The 21,094-nt window shown below is 37.6% G+C and carries 22 protein-coding genes; 7 read left to right on the top strand and 15 right to left on the bottom strand.

Features of this window, described 5'->3' with window-relative positions:
• The first annotated feature begins 1 nt into the window (after nt 1).
• Entirely contained in the window at nt 2-841 is an 840-nt protein-coding gene (locus tag KYH19_RS13530) for an aminotransferase class IV (protein WP_219075514.1), read from the top strand.
• A gap of 130 nt (nt 842-971) precedes the next feature.
• Nucleotides 972-1,718, top strand: a complete 747-nt coding sequence (locus KYH19_RS13525) for a hypothetical protein (RefSeq protein ID WP_219075513.1) — start codon at nt 972-974, stop codon at nt 1,716-1,718.
• Between the two features lie 497 nt (nt 1,719-2,215).
• On the opposite strand, the gene fmt is transcribed toward KYH19_RS13525, so the two are convergent.
• Entirely contained in the window at nt 2,216-3,124 is a 909-nt protein-coding gene (gene fmt / locus KYH19_RS13520) for a methionyl-tRNA formyltransferase (RefSeq protein WP_219075512.1), read from the bottom strand.
• A 91-nt stretch (nt 3,125-3,215) separates the two neighbouring features.
• Between fmt and KYH19_RS13515 the strand changes: the two genes are divergently transcribed.
• A complete protein-coding gene (locus KYH19_RS13515; protein ID WP_219075511.1) occupies nt 3,216-4,259 on the top strand; it encodes a DNA topoisomerase IB in 1,044 nt (347 codons plus the stop codon).
• Between the two features lie 135 nt (nt 4,260-4,394).
• Here KYH19_RS13515 and KYH19_RS13510 read toward each other — a convergent pair whose 3' ends face one another.
• Complete coding sequence (locus KYH19_RS13510; RefSeq protein ID WP_121287149.1) at nt 4,395-4,601, bottom strand: hypothetical protein; 207 nt, start codon at nt 4,599-4,601, stop codon at nt 4,395-4,397.
• A 152-nt stretch (nt 4,602-4,753) separates the two neighbouring features.
• Nucleotides 4,754-5,905: an exo-beta-N-acetylmuramidase NamZ domain-containing protein gene (locus tag KYH19_RS13505; RefSeq protein WP_370630319.1), complete on the bottom strand. Its 1,152-nt coding sequence runs from the start codon at nt 5,903-5,905 to the stop codon at nt 4,754-4,756.
• Between the two features lie 294 nt (nt 5,906-6,199).
• Between KYH19_RS13505 and KYH19_RS13500 the strand changes: the two genes are divergently transcribed.
• A complete protein-coding gene (locus tag KYH19_RS13500) occupies nt 6,200-7,420 on the top strand; it encodes an FtsX-like permease family protein (RefSeq protein WP_219075509.1) in 1,221 nt (406 codons plus the stop codon).
• A 53-nt stretch (nt 7,421-7,473) separates the two neighbouring features.
• On the opposite strand, the gene KYH19_RS13495 is transcribed toward KYH19_RS13500, so the two are convergent.
• The 3 genes from KYH19_RS13495 to KYH19_RS13485 are packed head-to-tail and all read right to left on the bottom strand — an operon-like array spanning nt 7,474 to nt 9,166.
• On the bottom strand, nt 7,474-7,878 hold the full coding sequence (locus KYH19_RS13495; protein WP_219075508.1) for a hypothetical protein: 405 nt from the start codon (nt 7,876-7,878) through the stop codon (nt 7,474-7,476).
• Nucleotides 7,879-7,888: 10 nt separating this feature from the next.
• On the bottom strand, nt 7,889-8,329 hold the full coding sequence (locus tag KYH19_RS13490) for a hypothetical protein (RefSeq protein ID WP_219075507.1): 441 nt from the start codon (nt 8,327-8,329) through the stop codon (nt 7,889-7,891).
• A gap of 36 nt (nt 8,330-8,365) precedes the next feature.
• Nucleotides 8,366-9,166 (bottom strand): tRNA pseudouridine(38-40) synthase TruA, encoded by an 801-nt coding sequence (locus tag KYH19_RS13485; protein ID WP_219075506.1) that lies wholly within the window; start codon nt 9,164-9,166, stop codon nt 8,366-8,368.
• Nucleotides 9,167-9,240: 74 nt separating this feature from the next.
• On the opposite strand from KYH19_RS13485, the gene KYH19_RS13480 reads away from it, so the two are divergent.
• Nucleotides 9,241-9,624 carry a YchJ family protein gene (locus KYH19_RS13480; protein WP_255562420.1) on the top strand — a complete coding sequence of 128 codons (384 nt, stop codon included), beginning with the start codon at nt 9,241-9,243 and terminating at the stop codon, nt 9,622-9,624.
• Nucleotides 9,625-9,705: 81 nt separating this feature from the next.
• Here the strand turns inward: KYH19_RS13480 and mazG are convergent, their stop codons facing one another.
• The 6 genes from mazG to mnmD all read right to left on the bottom strand — a co-directional run bounded on the left by mazG (nt 9,706) and on the right by mnmD (nt 14,399).
• Entirely contained in the window at nt 9,706-10,512 is an 807-nt protein-coding gene (gene mazG / locus KYH19_RS13475) for a nucleoside triphosphate pyrophosphohydrolase (RefSeq protein ID WP_219075505.1), read from the bottom strand.
• A 20-nt stretch (nt 10,513-10,532) separates the two neighbouring features.
• Nucleotides 10,533-10,982: a hypothetical protein gene (locus tag KYH19_RS13470; RefSeq protein ID WP_219075504.1), complete on the bottom strand. Its 450-nt coding sequence runs from the start codon at nt 10,980-10,982 to the stop codon at nt 10,533-10,535.
• Nucleotides 10,983-10,999: 17 nt separating this feature from the next.
• Nucleotides 11,000-11,296, bottom strand: coding sequence for a hypothetical protein (locus KYH19_RS13465; protein ID WP_132395273.1), 297 nt, complete (start codon nt 11,294-11,296; stop codon nt 11,000-11,002).
• Nucleotide 11,297: 1 nt separating this feature from the next.
• Nucleotides 11,298-12,407 carry an AI-2E family transporter gene (locus tag KYH19_RS13460; RefSeq protein WP_219075503.1) on the bottom strand — a complete coding sequence of 370 codons (1,110 nt, stop codon included), beginning with the start codon at nt 12,405-12,407 and terminating at the stop codon, nt 11,298-11,300.
• A gap of 80 nt (nt 12,408-12,487) precedes the next feature.
• On the bottom strand, nt 12,488-13,435 hold the full coding sequence (locus KYH19_RS13455; RefSeq protein WP_219075502.1) for an aldo/keto reductase: 948 nt from the start codon (nt 13,433-13,435) through the stop codon (nt 12,488-12,490).
• Between the two features lie 298 nt (nt 13,436-13,733).
• The gene (mnmD, locus tag KYH19_RS13450) at nt 13,734-14,399 is read right to left on the bottom strand and encodes a tRNA (5-methylaminomethyl-2-thiouridine)(34)-methyltransferase MnmD (RefSeq protein ID WP_219075501.1); all 666 of its coding nucleotides are present in this window, start codon (nt 14,397-14,399) and stop codon (nt 13,734-13,736) included.
• A gap of 234 nt (nt 14,400-14,633) precedes the next feature.
• Here mnmD and KYH19_RS13445 point away from each other — a divergent pair, with 234 nt between their 5' ends.
• On the top strand, nt 14,634-14,972 hold the full coding sequence (locus KYH19_RS13445; RefSeq protein WP_193423717.1) for an MmcQ/YjbR family DNA-binding protein: 339 nt from the start codon (nt 14,634-14,636) through the stop codon (nt 14,970-14,972).
• 10 nt (nt 14,973-14,982) lie between these two features.
• Here the strand turns inward: KYH19_RS13445 and KYH19_RS13440 are convergent, their stop codons facing one another.
• The 3 genes from KYH19_RS13440 to KYH19_RS13430 all read right to left on the bottom strand — a co-directional run bounded on the left by KYH19_RS13440 (nt 14,983) and on the right by KYH19_RS13430 (nt 18,677).
• The gene (locus KYH19_RS13440; RefSeq protein WP_219075500.1) at nt 14,983-15,447 is read right to left on the bottom strand and encodes a DinB family protein; all 465 of its coding nucleotides are present in this window, start codon (nt 15,445-15,447) and stop codon (nt 14,983-14,985) included.
• Nucleotides 15,448-15,470: 23 nt separating this feature from the next.
• Nucleotides 15,471-16,271, bottom strand: coding sequence for a DUF2625 domain-containing protein (locus KYH19_RS13435; RefSeq protein WP_219075499.1), 801 nt, complete (start codon nt 16,269-16,271; stop codon nt 15,471-15,473).
• Nucleotides 16,272-16,643: 372 nt separating this feature from the next.
• Entirely contained in the window at nt 16,644-18,677 is a 2,034-nt protein-coding gene (locus KYH19_RS13430; protein ID WP_219075498.1) for a M13 family metallopeptidase, read from the bottom strand.
• Between the two features lie 347 nt (nt 18,678-19,024).
• Here KYH19_RS13430 and KYH19_RS13425 point away from each other — a divergent pair, with 347 nt between their 5' ends.
• A complete protein-coding gene (locus KYH19_RS13425; RefSeq protein ID WP_219075497.1) occupies nt 19,025-21,007 on the top strand; it encodes a heavy metal translocating P-type ATPase in 1,983 nt (660 codons plus the stop codon).
• The last annotated feature ends 87 nt before the right edge of the window (nt 21,008-21,094 follow it).

Here is a 21,094-nt window from a genome sequence, read left to right as displayed (position 1 = left end):
TATGCATCAGGAGTACCTCTTATTTAATGATGAATTTCAGGCGGTAGATGACCCGATTCTGACAGCTTCTAACAGAAGTTTCAAATTTGGCGATGGACTGTTCGAAAGCATGCGGATGATTAATAATAAGCTGCAATTTGCCGATTTACATGCCGATAGATTAACAGCTGGCATGAAGGCGCTTAAAATTGACGGTCATGCTTTAATGGATGATTATTTTCTGCGCCAAAAAACAGCCGATCTGGCAAAACGCAACAAATGGAACGGTAACGTGCGTTTTCGTCTTTCAGTTTATAGGGGAGGAGCAGGTGTTTATACACCCGAAATAAATAAAGCAGGTTATATTTTAGAAGGTATTCCTTTAAAAACATCTGCATATGAGTTAAACAGTAAAGGTTTGATCATAGATGTTTTTGACGAAATGACCAAGCCGGTTAATAAACTCTCGAATTTTAAAACAGCCAATGCCCTGCTTTATGTTATGGCCGGACTTTTTAAAAGTCAAAACCGCCTGGATGAGGCGATGATCCTGAACCAATATGGCTTTCTTTGCGAAAGCATTAGCGCTAACGTTTTTGTGGTGTACAACAAGCAGATTTATACGCCCTCATTAGCTGAAGGTTGCATAAGTGGTGTAATGCGGACAGCTATTATGCAGTTGTGCAAAATGAACGATATGCCTTTGATTGAGGCACAAATCAACCCTGAAATATTAAAAGAAGCTGAAGAAGTTTTTATTACTAACGCTACGCAAGGCATACAATGGGTAATGGGCTATGGCAGGAAACGTTATTTTAATGAGGTATCGAAGTTTTTGATTGAGAAATTGAACGCTTTGTAATCACTATCCTTAATTTATTTAGAAGGCAAATTTCTTTTGCTTCGGGGATGTTACATTTTATTTATATCGGTTTGTGTTTACCTGAACTATATTTTTAGTATTATTGGTCACACACACAAATTTAACCGAAATGAAAAAATTACTCATTCTCGTAATGGCTTGCTATGGCCTGAACGCCCGTTCACAGCAGTTGAACGAATCCAGAAACTTTCTGTACTTCTATTCAGATTCTACAGTTTATGCACAAAAGATCAGGTTACGACCCGATTTAACCGGTGGGTGGTCGCTTAGGGCCGATTCAAGGGGGATACCGGTGTCACAGGTCAAATTTTTTAATAATCAGGATGGCTTCTTTGCCAACACCAGAAAACTTAGCCTTTTAGGAGAAGCCTCTTTTGCTGAGCGGATTATTGAAGGTAAGCTCAATCTTTATCAGGAAGTAATTTATGATGATGTTCTTATGGAAGGTGAATACTATGGATTTAGAGATTACAGGCGGCAGACAGTAAACAATCGGATGTTTATTAACAAGGGCTACTCCGATTTAAAAAGAGTAAATTATCGTAATTTAAACGAAGCCATGGCTGATAATCCGAAAAGTTTAGCACTCTTAAGGCGATATAAGAATACTAAGATTACAGGCATTGCCATGTATGTAGCAGCAGGAGCTGCAATTATTGCCAGTGGGGTTACACTGATGTCAGAAGGTAAACAAGTAGGCACTACATTCGGCGGTATGCCAAAATATGCAGACCGCAGTTATACGGGCAGTTTTGTTTTGTTAGGTTTGGGGGCCGGTTTAAGTCTGGGAGGATTTCTTGTAGGCGAATCTGGTAAGAAGAATATAGAAAGGGCTATCGATAATTATAATCGGTAGAAAAGCCGTCATTGTGAGGAACGAAGCAATCTTAATGCATACGCTAGTAGCGATCGTTGTAAGATTGCTTCGTCGGCTGAAAAAGCCTTCTCGCAATGACGATGCTTCGTAGCCTTTCAATTTGCTAATTCATCTGTCATTCATATTGATTTTATAAATAAATTAGTAAAGCAAAACCTGAGGTACTTCGGTTTTGGTCGGGTTTATTTAACCCTAAACAGAAGCACTTTGTGGCCACCTAAACCCGATCAAAGCGGGATGCCAATTTCCTTCAAATTGGCAGAAGCGGGAGCGGGACTGCATTAACCTAAAAGCTACTGACACTGCTTTCCAAAAAAGAATTGCTCCATAATAAATACTTATCCGATACCTATCGGATTATTAAACATCTTTTATGCTAATCTTGTCTTGCAACCCACACCTTTTGTGAAATCCAACAGAAGAGTTGTCAACTTTCTTGCATAATGGTCATTAAAGTTGACAACTCAAATTCCCAATTACAACCGCATTCCTCTCAAGAAATCTTCGATCAGCATTCGTTTTTTTCCTTCGTACTGAATATCTAAAAGCTTGATAAAACCATCTTTAGCGGCAAATTTTAAATAGGTTTTACCGTCTGTTAAAAAGCCGCCAGCAACTATACCCGGTTCTTTATCTTCTATTTCGGCCTTAAATACCTTCAGCGTTTTATCGTTTAAAAAAGTAAAAGCAGTAGGATAAGGGCTCAGGCCGCGAATTAAATTATAAACCGTCTGCGCTTCGTTATTCCAGTCGATTTTGCAATCGTCTTTGAAGATTTTAGGTGCATGCTTTAATTCGCCGCTTTGTGGCTGAGGTTGTTCGTTAACCTCGCCAGCCTCAATTGCTTTAAGCGTTTTTACCAGTAGGTTGGCACCTATGTACATCAGTTTATCGTGTAGGTCGCCTGCGGTTTCATCATTGGCAATGGCGGTACTATCACTAAGGATAATATTACCGGTATCAATTTCATGAGTAAGGAAAAAAGTTGTTACACCACTTTCTTTCTCTCCGTTTATAATGGCGTGGTTTATTGGTGCGGCACCACGGTATTGTGGCAAAAGTGATCCGTGTAAGTTAATGGTTCCCTTTGGAGGCATATCCCATACCACTTCGGGTAACATTCTAAAAGCCACTACTACTTGTAAATCGGCTTGGTAAGACTTTAGTTCGGCAATAAACTCAGGATTCTTTAATTTTTCAGGTTGTAAAACGGGAATTCCTTTTTCTACAGCATATTTTTTTACTGCACTTTCATTCAGTTTTTGGCCACGGCCAGCAGGTTTGTCTGGTGCAGTAACCACTGCAACTACATCGAAATTGGCTTGAACTAAGGCATCTAAAGAAGCTACTGCGAAATCGGGCGTACCCATAAAAACTATTTTCATAAAGAAAGTGTTGTGTTTCTAAAAATAACGTGGCTACCCGCGTTAAGGTTTTGCAAAATAACTAAAAATAAACCCATACTTATAGGTAAAAATGGTACAAGGCAAAGATGTTGTTAAAGCAAGTGGACTGGTATACGTAACTGATACTATGCCTGGGATTTACCGGAAAGGGAAACCAGGTAAATTCCATTATGAAGATAAGAATGGTAATAAAATTACTGATGAAAAGCATCTTGACCGAATTAAAGCATTGGTCATTCCTCCGGCCTGGCAAAATGTATGGATAGCAAATAAACCCAACGCCTACTTACAGGTTACCGGTATAGATGCTGCGGGCAGGAAGCAATATAAATACCATGCAAAGTGGACAAACCGCCGTTCCGAAGATAAATATTTTCGTTTATTCGAATTTGGAAAAGCATTGCCCAATGCCCGGAAAAATCTGGAAAAAGATCTCCGCAGAAAAGATTTCGACGAACGTAAAGTATTGGCGATTTCTGTAGACGTACTTCAAAAAACGCTAATCCGTGTGGGTAATGAAAGTTATAAGCAGCTGTATGGTTCTTTTGGCTTAACTACACTTCGCGATAAACATGTTAAAATTGAGGGGAGTAAAATAACGATGGATTTTGTTGGGAAAAAAGGTGTCCGACAGAAAGTGGTATTAAACGACCGGTCGCTCGCAAAACTGGTTAAAAAATGCAGGGATATCCCCGGACAGGAATTATTTCAGTTTTATACCCATGGAAAAGAACATAAAAGCATCGATTCGGGTAAAATAAACACTTATATTAAAGAAATTACAGGAGATGATTTTACGGCCAAAGATTTTAGAACCTGGGGCGGAACATTAGAAGCATTGCGCCAGTTTTCGAACTGCAGTGCTGATGAGAATTTTAACCTAAATTCAAAAAAAACAATCGTTACGGTTTTAGATTGTGTAGCGAAAAAATTAGGCAATACCAGAGCGGTTTGTAAAAGTTCTTACGTGTATCCGCTGTTGCTTACCGCTTATGAGAATGATGAACTGGGGAAATACATAAAAAAAATGAACAACAATAAAATAACCGGAAAATTGGGACTAGCGCATGAAGAGAAAGTTTTATTGTCGTTTTTAAAAGCAAATAGTAAATAGACAATTTTGATGTAAAAAATCGTCATTTCGAGTGTAGTGAAACACAGTCGGGCAATCTGTTATAGGCAGCTACATTTCGCAGCTGATGAAAATCGATAGAGGTAACGCTACAGTCGAGATGACGATATTTCTGAATTATTCTTTAGGTGCCTTTTTAATCGGATGAACAGGTTGTTCTTCGTTTTCACGCTGTTTCGCCGGATTATTCGTCCGAACAGGCTTAGTGGGTGTACTGTCGTTTTCTTTTCTTACTGTTTTGTGGTCAACAGGTTCTCTGCCTTTTGGTACCTCTTCCTGGTAATTACTTCCAGGTTTATCGCTTTTCACTTTTGGACCGCTCATACTTATAATTATTGAATGATTGATTTTTGGATGATTGAATAGCACAACGCTTATCAATTATAAATAATAACAAACCTCTATCTGTTAAGTTTGAAAATAATTGCAAGAGCAATTCAATCCTGCTCTCATTCAATCATTCTCACATTCAATAATTAATTATATAGCAAATATTTCTTACGCATTGTTTTGTACGCACTTAGGCCGGGTTCCCAACTCGCCCTGATTTCTGCTTCACTTTTTCCATCAATTACCTGTTGCCTGAAATCTGCCACCCCAACCAATCTTTCGATAGTACCCATTTCTTTACTTAATTTGGTATTAAAGAAATCTTCTTTTCTTGGCGATGCCTGATATAATTCGATTAACCAGCTGATGTTTATCTGTTTCGATTTTACCAGTTTTGAGGTATCGTAAGTTCTTAAATCTAAGCCATAACAAACCTGGTCTTGAAATAGTGGTGTTTCAGACATTCCTTTTATGCTTTTTGGCGTAAAACTGAAATCGAATTTACCTTTTAGGTATGGTGCCCCAACAACAGTAAAAGGAAACATTGTTCCACGGCCGTGATTTAAATAAGTGCCTTCAAATAAACAGGTAGATGGATAAAGTAAAATAGATTGCTGCGTATTTAAGTTTGGAGAGGGTTTAACCGGTAAAGTATACGCCATATCATGATTATAATTCGCGTTTTTGATAATGGTTATTTTGCATTTCACCTTATTTTTCAACCAGCCTTCACCATTTAACATTTGTGCATATTCACCAACCGTTAAGCCATGCGCAATAGGAATAGGTTGCACCCCAATACCCGATTTAAATTTTGGATCTAAAATCGGCCCATCAATTAAATAGCCATTTGGATTTGGACGGTCTAAAATCAATAATGTTTTATTGTTTGCTGCACAAGCTTCCATAACGTGCTGTAAGGTATTGATATAGGTGTAAAAACGGACCCCAACATCCTGGATATCGAATACCATAATGTCAATATCTGCCAAATCTTCAGCTGTAGGCGTGCTGTGTTTGCCATAAAGCGAAATGGCTTTTATACCTGTTTTGGAATCAACATCATCGTTAACGGTAACGCCGGCACTGGCATTGCCTCTAAAACCATGTTCAGGACCAAATATTTTCTGGATTTTAACGCCTCGTTTCAGCAGGCTATCAACCGAAGTCTGCGTACCGATAACCGATGTAGGGTTAACGACCATACCAACACGTTTACCTTTTAACAGCGGGAGATATTTTTCGGTCTGTTCTGCACCAGTTTTAATTGCCGTTGGTAGTTTAACAGTCTTGATCATCAGTTTTCTGTTTTCCGGGCTTTTCTTCCCCAAAGCTTCCTGTTCAAGTGGTTTGGGTTGTCCGCAGGCCGATAATGCAATTAAACTGGTTAAAGTAAAGCTGATGTAATTTTTCATTTTCATTATATTCTAATCTTCCGGTATGATAACAAAACAATTTACCACATATTTTATTTATGCTATTGGTATTTCTTGCTAAAACTTAATGACTGATGTTTAAAGTTGGTTATTTATTTTTAAAAATGCCATTTTTAAAAAGGAATTGAGCATTTTTGTTAATACAAATTGATTAAATTGAATTTCGAATATTTCATAGCAGGGCGGATAGCCATTAAATCTGAGCGCACTTTTTCAAAACTTATCGTTCGCATTGCAATAACTGGCGTGATGTTGAGTTTGGCTGTTATGATTCTTTCTATAGCCATTATTAAAGGCTTTAAAACTGAAATACAGGATAAAGTTAGGGGCTATTTAGGTGATGTACAGATTACCCGTTACGATCTGAATAATTCTTTTGAGCATTCTCCTTTCGTAATGGATGGAGAAACTAAAAAAATCCTCAAAAATAATCGGGATATAGAATATTATTATCCTTTTGCTACAAAACCTGCCATCCTTTCGGCCAATAATGAAATTGAAGGCATTAATTTTAAAGGGATAGATAAAAGCTATAAGTGGGATTACATTAAACAGCATATTATAAGCGGAACCATCATCGATTTTTCTGACAGTACAGCTGCCATGCAAGAACTGCTCATTTCGAATTATACGGCTAATCGTTTAAAACTCAAAACAGGTGATGATTTTATCATGTACTTTGTTCAAAATCAGTTACGCCCGCGTAAATTTAAAATTGTAGGGATTTACGATATTGGTGTAGAAGATATCGATAAGGGCTTTGTGCTGGGTAATCTTAATATTATTAAACGGCTGAATAACTGGAAAGCCAACGAAATTGGGGGGATAGAAATCAGGATTAAGGACTTTAACAGGCTTAAACCTATCGCCGATAATATTTATGAAAATCTTCCCCGCCATTTGCGCTCTTATTCAATTGAAGAAAATTTTCCGAATATTTTCACCTGGTTAGGCCTTCTTGATGTTAACACCAATGTGCTTTTAATCCTGATGCTCATTGTAGGGGTAATTAACATGGTTACCGCATTGCTGATCATGATTTTAGAAAAAACAAATATGATCGGGATGCTGAAATCTTTTGGGGCCAGTAACTGGAGCATCATGAAAATTTTCCTTTACAACGCAGCTTATTTGATTGGTATTGGCTTGTTGCTTGGAAATATTCTGGGCTTAGGACTTGGCTTCTTGCAGCAGTCCACGCACATTTTTAAACTTAACCAGGCGTCTTACTTTTTAGCTTATGCACCCATAGAATTTCATTTTATCGATGTGCTGCTGCTTAATATTGTTACGATAGTGGTGTGTTTAACGGTTTTAATTATTCCTTCATTATTGATCAGCAAGGTTTCTCCGCTTAAGGCAATCAGATTTAAATAAAAAAACTTGGAGCACCGGACAGATCATTTCCCGATGCCCAAGCAAACCTAAACTTAAGCTCTTGTCAACTCAACTTTTACAGTTTTTGTAATATTACTTTTCTGAAGCTGAGGATATGGTGTGATGTCGATTAATTTGAGTGAATAATTTATGCCGTTAATTTTAATGTTTGCTACACTTTCTAATGTGCCACATTCTCCACCGTTGCATAAAGTAATTTCCTGATCAACATCATTGCCTGTTAATTTGAAATGTGCTGTTGCACTTCCGGCGCTAACGCAATCAGCATTTATTGGGCAACGGTTATCACTAATCGATTTTAATGCTAATGTAGATGCACCAATTGATTTTGACGTATTGATTTCAAAATCATAATTAGTCGTTTTTGTTTCAGATTTTTTCTTACATCCAAAAGCAAAAATAGATAGGGCGATAAATAAGAATATTAAATTTTTCATTTATATGGGGTTAATTAGTTCTTTTTAAAATGTATTCATAATCTATGGTAGCGTAAGAGGTGGCCGGAGAAAAATCTGTTTTTGCATTGAATCTTTTTCTAAGGGTTAAATCTACTCCGCTGCTTCTGATATTGTATTCGCCGTTTAAAATCATATTCCAATCGAAATCTGCTGTCCAAATGTCCTCATCGGTAAAATAACCAATCCCATTTTTAAAAGTATACGTTCCCTTGCCTCCCGATGGTTTTAGGTCAGCACTTGGCACAATGTTAAATTTTCCATCTTTTAACGAAACTGAAATCGGGCGGGTTACCGGCACAGACTTTACACTATTGGTAATGACCAATACACCTGTATAGTTGCCGTCCAATAGAACATCCACAGTTGTAGGTTTTTTACATCCTAAAGATAGGATCAGGGCAAAAAGGAAAATACAGATTTGGGCTTTCATACCCCTTAAACGGAGTTCCAAATAAAAACGCTACACTTAAATTGAAATCCAGTCTATACCTTGTGTACTATGAATAAATTCAGTCCGTGGTTCGAGGTTTAAATACGGATAAGTGACTTTTGAAAGGTATAAGCCTGTTGGGTGAGCGGGCAATGATAATTTTGAAGGTTGCAGGGTAATCAGTTCGCTTTCAAATTCGTCAAAACTAAGTTCTCCTTTACCTACCATTAACATTTTACCTACAATGATGCGAATCATTTTACCCAAAAAACGGTTACTGGCAATGTGGAATCTTAGTCTGTCGCCCTTTGGGTTTACAAATAAATCTGCTTCCATTACATTGCATATCGTATGTTCGTATTTATCAGGATGCGTACAGAAAGCCCTGTAATCTTTGTATAGCGGTAATAATTTTACCACAGCTTTCATTTTATCAAAATCTAAATTATTTAATTGATAAAAGGAACTTTGGGTGCTTAAAAAAGGATCTTTATAGGTATGGATAAAATAATCATATTTCCGCTGCACGGCATCAAACCGGGCATGCGGTTTACCTTCCATTTTAATAATGTCGAATACGGCGATATTATAAGGTAAAGCTTTATTCAGGATGTAAAGCAGATCGAAATCAATCTCTTTTTCAATATCAGCATGGAAGAAAAACTGACTGGCATGTACATGCGCATCAGTCCGCCCACAGCCGTTAATGGCAATGGGCGATTTTAAAATCTTCGATAGGGTTTGTTCAATAACTTCCTGAACACTTTTAACCCCGGGTTGTTTTTGCCACCCACTAAAATACTGGCCTTGATAGGCTATATGAAAGAAATACCTCATTATTCTACTGCAATTTTACGGAAATTTTAACAGCAGGAATATTAAATCATACTTTTGTGCGGTAAATTTTAATCATGAATTTAATAAACTGTCCTTGTGGAAGTGGAATAAACTTCGGGCACTGTTGCCAGCCTTATCATTTAAAAACGAAAACAGCACCAACTGCAGAAGCCTTAATGCGTTCCAGATATTCGGCTTTTGTAGTGGCTGATGCGGATTATCTTTATGAAACTACGCATAGTAGTAAAAGAAAAGGACATTCGAAAAGCGCATACTTAAACAGTTCGAAAAAGACCAAATGGCTAAAACTCGAAATTGTTTTTTCAGATTTTGATGTTGTAGAGTTTAAAGCCCATTATCTGAATAAGAAATTCCAAACTGAAATATTGCATGAAAAATCAAACTTCAAATTAGAAGATGGGCGATGGTATTATGTGGACGGGGAATTTTTTGGCTAAGGTTGAAATCGCAAAATTCATATAAAATTTGCGATTCCATTCGCAGAATTAATATGAATTTTGTGATTATACTCCTTTTAGCTATAATTTCTTTGCTTCGTTCCAATATACATCCATTTCGGTAAGCGTCATATCAGCCAGGGCTTTTCCGTTTTCTTTTGCTTTGATTTCGAGGTACTGAAAGCGTTTGATAAATTTTTTATTGGTTTTTTCTAAGGCATTTTCAGGATTGATATTGATGAAACGCGCATAGTTGATCAGTGAGAAAAGTACATCGCCAAATTCTGATTCTGCTTTTTCGATGTCAATGGCCGTGTTATCCGCAACATTAAATTCAGTTTTAAATTCCTGCAGCTCTTCCTCAACTTTTTCCCACACCTGGTTTTTATCTTCCCAATCAAAACCTACGCCACGGGCTTTTTCCTGGATACGGGCAGCTTTAACCAAAGCTGGTAATGAAGATGGAACACCAGCAAGCACCGATTTATTGCCTTCTTTCAGTTTTATCTGTTCCCAATTGCGTTTTACATCTTCTTCGTTCTGCACTTCAACATCGCCATAAATATGCGGGTGCCGGTTTACCAGTTTATCGCAGACTCCGTTTAAAACATCGGTAATGTTAAAATCGTTGGTTTCTGAAGCAATTCTCGAATAGAAAACAAGGTGCATCATCACATCACCAAGTTCCTTTTTAATTTCGTCTAAATCGCCCTCTAAAATGGCATCGCTTAATTCATAAGTTTCCTCTATGGTTAAATGGCGTAATGTTTCCATGGTCTGTTTTTTATCCCAAGGGCATTGTGTACGCAATGTATCTAAAACCGTGAGTAAACGTATAAAGGCATCAGCTGGATTATTGGCGCTTGCCGGAATTGGATTATTAGGCATGTTTTATGGTTGAACTATGTTTATCGAACGCTAAAGTACCAAACCCAGGCGATTAAGAAAAGCTGAAAGGGTATTCTGAACCATAAATATTTTAGTCCCGGCCCTGGTTTATGCAAATCTTCGTAATTGATGCGGTGTTTGGCCGCGTAAATATTTGCAGGTAAAATAGCAATGTAAAAAATAATCAGGGCTATCCCGGTAAAATATCTCGTGCTTTCAATCGCCAGACCAATGGCAAATAAGATTTCCAGCACACCTGTTAAAAGTACAATTTCTACTTTTTTAGGAATAAACAGGGGGATCATGGCAGCCATACTGGTTTTAAACTTAAAATGCCCGATAGCGGTAAAAAGTAACATCACACCCATGGCAATATTGCCTGCAAAAATATTTCCTTTATCAAATGTAGTATGACCACCAAAGGCTAATAGGGCAATATACACGACAAGTAATACAAATAAAGGTTTCATTTATTATAATTTTTAATTTACTTGATCAAATTAAAGGCAATTAAAATTGTAGCAAGAAACAATACCAATAAACCGGATAAAAAGATGAGATCAGCAGCTTTTTCCAGTCGCTGACTTGCCGTTTCTTTTCTCCTCATCGAGATGAAAGATAAGATGCAACTGGTCATAAAAAACATTACGGCAGCTACAGCAAATTCGTCAATTAAAGAGCCATCGGTAAGTGCTAGTTTTTTTAAAGAAGTAAGCACAATAAAGCAAATACCCAAAAGATTGGCAGAAGTGCTTAATATATGAGGCGATCTGTTTTCGGCCATTTTAATCTTTTTCTTCTAATTTAATCTTTTTTGTAATCCGGTAAACACGCTTCTTTTTATCAGGCTTATGTTCTTCTCCCATTAAAATGCCCCAGGGTTTTAAGGTATCTACTCTGTCGAAGATTATTTTTAACATGGCCAGGTAAGGAATACATAAAAACATGCCTGAAATGCCCCAAATCATCTCACCTACTACAATTCCAATAAAGGCAAATAATGCATTTATTTTCACTTTCGAGCCTACCACTAATGGCATCAGTATATTTCCATCAATAGCATGTATACCAACATAGGCAATTAAAACCAGCAGCACTTTACCTGCACCAGCGGTTGCAAAAGTAATCAGGCAGCTTACTAACAAGGCAAAGAATATTCCCAAATAAGGAACTACATTAAAAATACCAGCTACCAGACCCAAAAGAACTGCATATTTAACACCTAATAAACTTAGAACAGTAATCATTAATACCGTAACAATAAGCATCTGTAAGAATAAACCTATGATGTATTTTTTAATGATGTACTGAATCTGACTTACAATTTCTGTAACTTTTTCTTTGTGTTCTTCACTAAAAACCGAAGTTAAAAAAGTAAATAAAACTCTCCGGTAGTTTAAAATAAAGAAAGTGAACAGTAGTGTGAAACCTAAAAATAACAGGGTAGAAGATAGCGTGGATAAGGTAGTGGCTACAATTGCTGCACTGGTAGCCAAAGCTTTCTCTGTGCTATCATTTAAATAATCGAGTTGTTTCTGAGAATTTATGCCGAACGTGTGTGAAATCCATTTTTGAAGTTCGTGATAAGAAACATTCGCTTTCTCTTTAAGTAAAGGCCAATCTGCCCATAAATCGCTTAATTGATTGCCAAAGAAATAAATAATGCCACCAATTACAGCAATCATCAAAATTACTGAAACCAGGGTTGATAAACTCCTTTTGAATTTTAATCTGCGTTCTAAAAAATTGCCAACAGGTAATAATAAGATGGCCATTAAAAAAGAGAAAAGTAGGGGAGCCAACAAAGAATGGCCTAAAATGGCAATGTATGTTAAACTGATTAAACAGAAAAGAACCAGAGCAAGCTTGGGTAGGAACGATAGTTTGTCTTTCATATAATTTTAAATCCTGTTTAATACAAAATGCCCGATTAATTGTTTCATCAATCGGGCATTTAAATATAAGAGATTATTTTTTAATAGATACTCGCTTTATCTAAAAGGGAAATGTCTTCTGGTGATAATTTTAGATTTGCGGCTTCAGTGAACGATTTTAACTGGCTTAAGTCGGTAACACTTGCAATTGGGGCCGTAATTGATGGATGATAAATTAACCAGGCGAGGGCTACAGAAGCTGGCTCAACACCGTGCTTTTCAGCAACCTGATCCAGCGCATTTAAAATTTTAAAGCCCCGTTCGTTCAGGAATTTTTTAATACCACCACCGCGCTGGCTTTTATTCAAATCGTTTTCACTGCGGTATTTTCCGGTTAAGAAACCACTGGCCAACGAATAATAGGTCACTACCCCCAAACCATAATCCAGGCAGATTTTTTCGTGTTCCTGCTCAAAGTTTTCTCTATCATAAAGATTGTATCCTGGTTGGTAAACTTCGTAACGCGGTAAGCTATGTTCAGTTGAATAAAGTAATGACTCTTTTAAGCGGTCGGCAGAAAAATTTGAAGCCCCGATCCAGCGGACTTTGCCTGCTTTAATTAAAGTTTCGTAGGCGCTCAATGTTTCTTCAACGGGCGTGCTTTCGTCATCAAAATGAGAGAAGTAAAGATCGATATAATCGGTTTGCAGGCGCGATAAAGAATGTTCAACTTCATTGATGATATAATCTTTTTTTAGTGATTTACCCTGGCCCATATCTGAGCCTACCTTGGTTGCAATAATAATATCATGACGTTTGTGCTGGTTTTTAAGCCATTTACCAATAATCGTTTCCGATTCGCCACCATTATTTCCAGGTACCCAGCGCGAGTACACATCGGCCGTATCTATAAAATTGAAACCACTTTCTATAAATTGGTCTAATATTTCAAACGATTTTTTTTCATCAATCGTCCAGCCAAAAACATTTCCTCCAAATGCTATTGGCGCAATATTTAAATCGGTTTTTCCTAAGGTTCTTTTTTCCATGATATGAAAGTTAATGATATTTTAACAAAATCAGGATGTTGTGGTTTTTGCAGGAGATGAAATTATGTTCAAATGATATCGTAGGTTAACCACAAAGTACGCAAAGAGAAAGGCGCAGAGGACACGGAGTTCGGTGGCTGTTCCTCTTGTGCATTGTTTTACCACAAAGGCATGAAGATACAAAGAGGAAGGAGCAGAGAGCATAAAGTTGAGGACTATTCTTGTGCAATGCCATCTTCGGACTTTCTGACCTCGGACTTGCTCCATCTTACATCATCCATCTTACATTTTCCATCCTTTACATCCCTTTAATTGCTCTTAGCATTTCCCTTTTACCAGGGGCGCCAGGTAATTTTTCGATGGTAAATCCGCAGGCTTTAACGGCTCTTTTTAGTTTTCCGGTAATGGCGTAGGTAACAAAAGTTCCGCCAGGTTTTAAGAAATGGCAGGCATGTGCAATAATTTCATCGCTCCACATTTCGGGTTGGTGCTGCACGGAAAATGCATCATAATAAATCAGGTCAAATTTTTGATCACTGCTGTATTCGGCCAATGTAGTATGCGGAATTTCTAACGAGCAAAGCGAAGTTAATTTCTTGGGTGCTTTTAATGCTTCCGGATAATTTGAAATAAAATCGGTCCATATTTCTTCAGGAACATATGCTGCATAACCAGTCTGCTCAATTATATCTGTAGTAAGTGGAAAGGCCTCAATGCTGGTATAGTTAAGGTTAATGCTATTTTCTGTACAATATTCGAAACTTAAAATAAAGTTCAGTCCGGTGCCGAAACCAACTTCCAAAATGGAAACTTCATTTAAATTAGTAGAAGCAAATTTTAATCCGGCATCAATAAACACGTGTTTGCTTTCTTGCAGGGCGCCATGTTTACTATGGTAATGTTCGCCTATGGTTTCGTTGTAAAGTGTATTCGAACCATCAGCCGTAGGCGTAATAATATTCATGAGCTAGGATTTTAAGGATTCTTGGATTTTAAGATTATGACGCAAATATAGATAAGATATAGTATTAATATGATTTTTGGATTTTGGGATAAATTAGCCACAGAAAGGATAGGTAAGTTAATCAGCTTTAATCTTCGGACTCCGACCTCTGACTTTTTCTCTTCCGGCTTTAATCTTTTGTTCTTAGCTTTGGTCTTACCCTAAACCCTAAACCCTAAACCCTAAACCCTAAATATGGACATCGAATCGTTCAGAGAATATTGTTTGAGTTTACCCGGCACTACAGAAGGTATGAAATGGGAACATTTGTGTTTTATGATAGAAGAGAAAATCTATGTAATTATTGCTATTGATGAGGGTAACCGTTTTTCTATCAAATGCAATCCGGATGAATTTGATGAACTCGCTGCCAGAGACGGCATTGCGCAGGCCTATCATATGGCAAAGCGGCAATGGATTCAGATCGAAAATTTGGATGTATTGAACGATAAAGAACTAAAAAATAGGGTGGCAGATTCGAGGGCGATGGTTTTGGCTAAACTCCCTAAAAAGACACAGGCAAAATACGCTTAAGTTTTCAGGGCTAGACCAATTTCTTCAATGCCATGATATAACCGATATGCATCCCCTCGTGGAAAGGGATAAAGTTTATCGCATCTTCTATCGAATTTAGTTTCATACCATAACGTTTGTCCCAAGGATCGAACTTTAAAAAAATACCACTCAAATAATCGGTGGTTAAACGATCCATGCTGTTCAAGAGTGTATCAAAAATGGAATCAATCTCTGTCTGCTCAATAAAATTTTCTGGTTTTGTCCCGCTTAAAAATGGCGAAAAATGTTCTTCTGGAACCGTTACCGTTAATCCCGATCTTACATAACACAGGTTTTGCTGTGCAGCGGTTAAATGGGCAATATTCCAGATCATGTTATTGTTAAAACCCGAAGGGATTTTGTTTAACTGCTCTGTGGTTAAATCTTTTACTAATTCCAGAACAAAAGCCCTGGTATTTTTAATCTGAGTGATGGTAGCGAGTGTATCAGGCATCGAATTGTTTTGTAAACAGCGATTTATTGCTCGTTTTTGGTTTCTTTCTTTTGTGTATCGTCTTTTTTTATGCCTTTATCAGCATTCAGTTCTTTCGACTTCATGATATTAAAACGATACATTTCTTCAATGCCTACCAGTTTTCTGGTACACTTTTCAATATCGGTTCCTTCTTGCCATAAATATGGACGGAAACTATAAGTCTTGGTGCCATCTAGATTCGCAATAAACTGGCTCCAATTGCTCCAGCGTAAACCTTTATAAAATTTAGAGAGATCACTATCGAAACAAAAAACAAGAAACTCGCCATAACCCGCTCCAAGTGGCTGCCAGGTTAGGCTGTTTGGTTCAAGGTAATACACGTTTTTAATGTCTTTACCCAAACCGCCGTAATTAATTGCAAAGAAACCACCTACAGCATCATCGGCAATTAAAAGATAGGGAATATTATCGCCATATTCCTGTATGGTTTTCCCTTTGTTCCATTCCGCAACATTCCGGCTTAATCTTTCGCTGCCTGAGCCCAAAATCCTAATCCAGCCATTATCAACCATAATGCCACCAGTATTATAAATTACCGAACCAAGTGTAGCATAGGTAGTCATTTGCGAGTTGTATAAAACTTCTTTTGCTTTTGCAGAATCAACAGGCAGTATTTCTACCTTATTTTTTGCCGAATCAATCCATTTTTTTACCAGTGGCCAGGCCGGATCGGTTTTATTTATCAATGCTTCAAGGCTGATTAACTTATTGTCTTGAGCAAAGCTTATGGAAGAGAGTAAGGTTAAACTTAGGATAAGAATTGTTTTAAATGCGCTTCTCATGAAAAGGGGCTTATGTTTTTTCAAAGATAGAATGATAATTAAGAATTACTGAAAGGAGATACATTAATTTTGATTTGGGATAAATATTGAGGTTGATTGTTGAGATTAATTGTTAGTTCGTGGAGATACCAAGGCGGTGGATAATCTTGCAGTCAGATGTTACCATCCGACTGATTTATTCAACATCTAAAAAGAATCAATTAATTCGATAAATTGAATTGATAATTTCAGCCAGTGTCAGATGGTAACATCTTACACCACGCTAATAAAACAAAACGCCCCAAATAAATCGGGGCGCTTCTAATATAGGGATGATAAAATAATTCATTTAGCTGTCGAGTGGAAAAAACCTTCCAGCCCTCAACCTCAAAACTACCACATTCTAATTCTGTCTTCTGGTTTTTTATATAATTTATCGCCAGGTTTAACATCAAAAGCATTATACCATGCGTCCATATTTACAGGTGCACCAATGGTACGGTAGGGACCTGGAGAATGCGGATCTGTTTTAATTAGCTGAGCAGCACTTTCGGGTAAAATATTACCTCTCCATACTTGTGCCCAGGCCAGGAAGAAACGCTGATCTGGTGTAAAACCATCAATTTTCTCATTGCTTTGACCTTGTTTGGTCATTTTGAACGCAGTATAAGCGGCATTTAAACCTCCTAAATCGCCAATGTTTTCGCCCATGGTTAACTTACCAATTACATGAATGGTATCTAATACGGTATAAGCATCAAACTGCTCGCCTAAAGCCTTTGTTTTTGCGTCAAATTTAGCTTTGTCTTCAGCAGTCCACCAGTTTTTTAAGTTACCGGCAGCATCATATTGACTTCCGCTGTCATCAAAACCATGGCTCATTTCGTGACCAATTACCGCACCTATACCACCGTAATTTACAGCATCATCGGCATTTGGATCAAAGAAAGGGAACTGTAAAATACCAGCAGGGAAAACAATTTCGTTCAGTGTAGGGCTATAGTAAGCATTAACCGTTGGGGGTGTCATGCCAAAACGTTTGCGATCCACAGGTTTACCTAACTGATCAACCATTTCTTTATAGCCCCAAACACTTGCATTGCGTAAGTTTTGGAAATAAGTATCCTTATTAATCACTAAACCATCGTAGTTTTTCCATTTTTCCGGATAACCCACTTTTGGTGTAAAGGCATGTAATTTAGCTAATGCCTTTTGCTTGGTTTCAGGGCTCATCCACTCCAAACCATTAATTCTAATTTCGAATGCTTTACGCAAGTTCACAATCATCTCGTTCATGCGTTCTTTTGCTTCTGGCTTAAAATATTTGGCAACGTAGAGCTGACCTAATAATTCGCCGATAGTGCCATCAGTTAAAGATGACATGCGTTGCCAACGCGGTGTTTGTACTTTCTGACCTGTTTGAGCCTGTGTAAAAGCGAAACTTGCCTTCACAAATGGCGAACTTAAACTGGAAGCCGAACCTTTTAAAATGTTCCACTCCAGGTAAGTTTGCCAATCGCTAACCGGAACCGATTTTAACATTCCATCAAGGCTTACCATAAATTTAGGCGAAGAAACCAGAACAGTATCTTGATTTTTGATTTTGAATTTAGGCAAATAGGTTGTCCAGTTAATATCTGGCGTTTTTTTGTTCAGTTCGGCAACGGTAAGCTTGTTATAGGTTGCGTAAGGATCACGCATTTCTAAACGGCTCATCTGCGCTTCGGCGAATTGCTTTTCAATTTTATAAACAGTTGCTGCTTTTTGTTTTGCTTCTTCAGGTGTACTTCCTGTTAAGGTAAATAAAGTAACCATATAAGTATTGTAAGCATCGCGGATTTTAACACTGCGTGTATCATCTTTCAGGTAATAATCGCGATCGGGAAGTGTTGTGCCTCCCTGACTAATATTCACCATATATTTGTTTACATTCTTGCGGTCCTGGCCAACACCAAGGCCAAACATTCCGCCACCCAAACCATTGGTGCGCATGTAAGCCACCTGATCCAATACACCCTGAATATTTTTAATTTGCTTAATTTTCGCTAAATCGGCTTTTATTGGTGTGTAACCTAATTTTTCAATGGTTGCACTATCCATAGCAGCGGTATAAAAATCGCCCACTCTACGCTTAACCGAACCTGCAGGAGCAGATTTGTCGGCTGCTGCATCTTCCACTAAAGATTTAACAGCGTTGATGTTGAAATCGCGAAGCTCATTAAATGAACCCCAACGCGTTTCTTTAGCAGGAACTGGATTGTTTTTTATCCACGTACCACTTGCGTAGGTGTAGAAATCGTCGCCTGGTTTAACGGAAAGATCCATGTTGGCAGGGTCGATAAATTTTTTGGTTTGTGCATTTGCAGAAAATCCGGCGGCGACTATACCTAGCGCTGCAAAATATCTTTTCAAATTTTGGTATTTCATTCGCTTAATAAGTTAATAATGATGCGAAATTTATGAAATACTAATTAATACTGGTGTTATATATTAAGAATATTACTTGTTAAACCAGTAGTATATTTTTGCTAAGCCAAGCCTCCTGATAAGTTCTGATGCTGAAAAAGAAATTTTAATAGATTTCATGATTTTAAATCTTTTATACCACTATTAACATTTTTTAACAAAATTTATTGTGCGCTTGTAAAAATTATTGCTATTAAGAATGATTCGGGATAAAACATTTTATTTTCCATAAATTTGAAAACGGTTATCTAAACCCGCAAGGTTTTATCGTTAACAATAAAAATGATGTTTAGCATACTATAGATATAATGAGTCACTCACACGATAAAGAAGATAGCTGTTGCAGTAGTAAAGCGCATTCCGAACCAAAACATAGCCATGATCATGCACATGAAGAAGGCGACGAACATGACCACGACCATGGTGGAGATCCATCAGCCTTTAAAACGTATTTGCCAGCCATCGTAACGTTGGTTATGTTGCTGATTGGAATTGCGTTCGATAATCTTTTTAATGTTCCGGCATTTCAGGTCATTCGCCCTTATTGGTATATCGTGGCTTATTTACCTGTTGGCATTCCGGTTTTACGCGAGGTTTGGGAAACTTTTAAAGCCAAAGATTTCTTTACCGAGTTTTCTTTAATGTCTATCGCTACCATTGGTGCTTTTGCCATTGGAGAATATCCTGAGGGCGTAACGGTAATGCTTTTTTACACCATTGGCGAGTTGTTTCAAATGGCTGCGGTAAACCGTGCCAAAAGGAATATTAAAGCATTACTTGATGTTCGTGCAGATGTAGCACATGTATTGCGCAACGGAAAATACGAAGACATTAATCCTGAAATGGTAGAAATTGGCGAAACCATACAAGTAAAGGCTGGAGAGAAAATCCCTTTAGATGGAGAATTGATAAGTGATAAAAGCAGTTTTAATACTGCTGCTTTAACTGGCGAGAGCAAACCGCGTACAATTAATAAGGGCGAATCGATCTTGGCAGGGATGCTTAATTTGGATAAAGTAATCGAAGTTAAAGTGACCAAAGCTTTTGCCGATAGTGCATTATCCCGCATTTTGGAAATGGTTCAAAATGCCACTACCCGCAAAGCCAAGACCGAACTTTTTATTCGCAAGTTCGCGAAAATATATACCCCGATTGTTTTCTTTTTAGCCCTCGCGCTGGTTACTATCCCAATTTTGGTTTTAGGAAACGAATATCATTTCCAAACCTGGTTGTATCGTTCGCTGGTTTTCCTGGTTATATCTTGTCCATGTGCGCTGGTCATTTCTATTCCATTGGGTTATTTTGGCGGAATCGGTGCGGCATCTGCAAATGGTATTCTTTTTAAAGGCTCTAATTTCCTTGATCTGATTACCAAACTGAATACGGTTGTGATGGATAAAACCGGAACCTTAACAAAAGGTGTTTTCAATGTTCAAAAAGTAGAAAGCAGTATTGATGAAGCAGAATTTTTGAATTTATTAACGGCTGTTGAAGCCAAATCGACTCATCCAATTGCTAAAGCCATTGTAGAATATGCTGGTGAAAAAGAAATTCATCCTGCCGAAAACATTGAGGAAATTGCTGGAATGGGCTTGAAGGGGCTGGTTAATGGTAAAGAGGTTTTAGCAGGTAATGTTAAACTTTTGGAGAAATTTAATATTGATTTTGAGCCTAAAATTGCGTCGATAGAAGAAAGTATAGTTGTTGTTGCTATCGACCAGAAATATGTTGGTTATGTTCTAATTGCCGATGAAATAAAAGAAGATGCTGCCGATGCCATTAAACAGCTCTACGAAAACGGAATAAAACAGGTTGTGATGTTAAGCGGTGATAAAACCTCAATTGTTAAAAAAGTAGCCTTGAGTTTAGGAATTGATACTTATTTTGGGGATTTATTACCTGAAGATAAAGTTGCCAGACTTGAAGCAATTAAAAGCGACAAAAGTAAGGTGGTGGCCTTTGTGGGAGATGGAATTAACGATACACCAGTATTGGCGATCAGCGATATTGGTATTGCCATGGGCGCAATGGGTAGCGATGCTGCGATCGAAACAGCCGATGTAGTGATTCAAACCGATCAGCCTTCTAAAATTGCAACCGCGGTTAAAATAGGTAAGGCAACCAAAAATGTAGTCATCCAGAATATTGTATTGGCATTTGCGGTAAAAGCAATTGTCTTAATTTTAGGGGCAGGAGGAATAGCAACCATGTGGGAGGCGGTTTTTGCTGATGTTGGTGTGGCACTTCTGGCGATTTTAAATGCGGTGAGAATTCAGAAGATGAAGTTTTAGTAAATTTATACTTCTACCATTAAGAAAATTAAAATAGTTAAGTAATTGCCTAAAACTTAATGTCCTTAATTTCTTAATGGTATTAAG

Origin of the sequence: Pedobacter sp. D749, from assembly GCF_019317285.1 — a bacterium.
Lineage (GTDB): Bacteria > Bacteroidota > Bacteroidia > Sphingobacteriales > Sphingobacteriaceae > Pedobacter.
This window is presented reverse-complemented; position numbering and strand designations above follow the sequence as displayed.

Coding starts and splice junctions, on each gene's coding strand:
- KYH19_RS13455 (WP_219075502.1), bottom strand. CDS start 13,435: ATGGAAAAAAGAACCTTAGGAAAAACCGATTTAAATATTGCGCCAATA.
- KYH19_RS13510 (WP_121287149.1), bottom strand. CDS start 4,601: ATGAGCGGTCCAAAAGTGAAAAGCGATAAACCTGGAAGTAATTACCAG.
- KYH19_RS13525 (WP_219075513.1), top strand. CDS start 972: ATGAAAAAATTACTCATTCTCGTAATGGCTTGCTATGGCCTGAACGCC.
- fmt (WP_219075512.1), bottom strand. CDS start 3,124: ATGAAAATAGTTTTTATGGGTACGCCCGATTTCGCAGTAGCTTCTTTA.
- KYH19_RS13480 (WP_255562420.1), top strand. CDS start 9,241: ATGAATTTAATAAACTGTCCTTGTGGAAGTGGAATAAACTTCGGGCAC.
- KYH19_RS13440 (WP_219075500.1), bottom strand. CDS start 15,447: ATGCCTGATACACTCGCTACCATCACTCAGATTAAAAATACCAGGGCT.
- KYH19_RS13425 (WP_219075497.1), top strand. CDS start 19,025: ATGAGTCACTCACACGATAAAGAAGATAGCTGTTGCAGTAGTAAAGCG.
- KYH19_RS13485 (WP_219075506.1), bottom strand. CDS start 9,166: ATGAGGTATTTCTTTCATATAGCCTATCAAGGCCAGTATTTTAGTGGG.
- KYH19_RS13505 (WP_370630319.1), bottom strand. CDS start 5,905: ATGATCAAGACTGTTAAACTACCAACGGCAATTAAAACTGGTGCAGAA.
- KYH19_RS13465 (WP_132395273.1), bottom strand. CDS start 11,296: ATGGCCGAAAACAGATCGCCTCATATATTAAGCACTTCTGCCAATCTT.
- KYH19_RS13495 (WP_219075508.1), bottom strand. CDS start 7,878: ATGAAAAATTTAATATTCTTATTTATCGCCCTATCTATTTTTGCTTTT.
- KYH19_RS13490 (WP_219075507.1), bottom strand. CDS start 8,329: ATGAAAGCCCAAATCTGTATTTTCCTTTTTGCCCTGATCCTATCTTTA.
- mazG (WP_219075505.1), bottom strand. CDS start 10,512: ATGCCTAATAATCCAATTCCGGCAAGCGCCAATAATCCAGCTGATGCC.
- KYH19_RS13470 (WP_219075504.1), bottom strand. CDS start 10,982: ATGAAACCTTTATTTGTATTACTTGTCGTGTATATTGCCCTATTAGCC.
- KYH19_RS13515 (WP_219075511.1), top strand. CDS start 3,216: ATGGTACAAGGCAAAGATGTTGTTAAAGCAAGTGGACTGGTATACGTA.
- KYH19_RS13530 (WP_219075514.1), top strand. CDS start 2: ATGCATCAGGAGTACCTCTTATTTAATGATGAATTTCAGGCGGTAGAT.
- KYH19_RS13445 (WP_193423717.1), top strand. CDS start 14,634: ATGGACATCGAATCGTTCAGAGAATATTGTTTGAGTTTACCCGGCACT.
- KYH19_RS13430 (WP_219075498.1), bottom strand. CDS start 18,677: ATGAAATACCAAAATTTGAAAAGATATTTTGCAGCGCTAGGTATAGTC.
- KYH19_RS13460 (WP_219075503.1), bottom strand. CDS start 12,407: ATGAAAGACAAACTATCGTTCCTACCCAAGCTTGCTCTGGTTCTTTTC.
- mnmD (WP_219075501.1), bottom strand. CDS start 14,399: ATGAATATTATTACGCCTACGGCTGATGGTTCGAATACACTTTACAAC.
- KYH19_RS13435 (WP_219075499.1), bottom strand. CDS start 16,271: ATGAGAAGCGCATTTAAAACAATTCTTATCCTAAGTTTAACCTTACTC.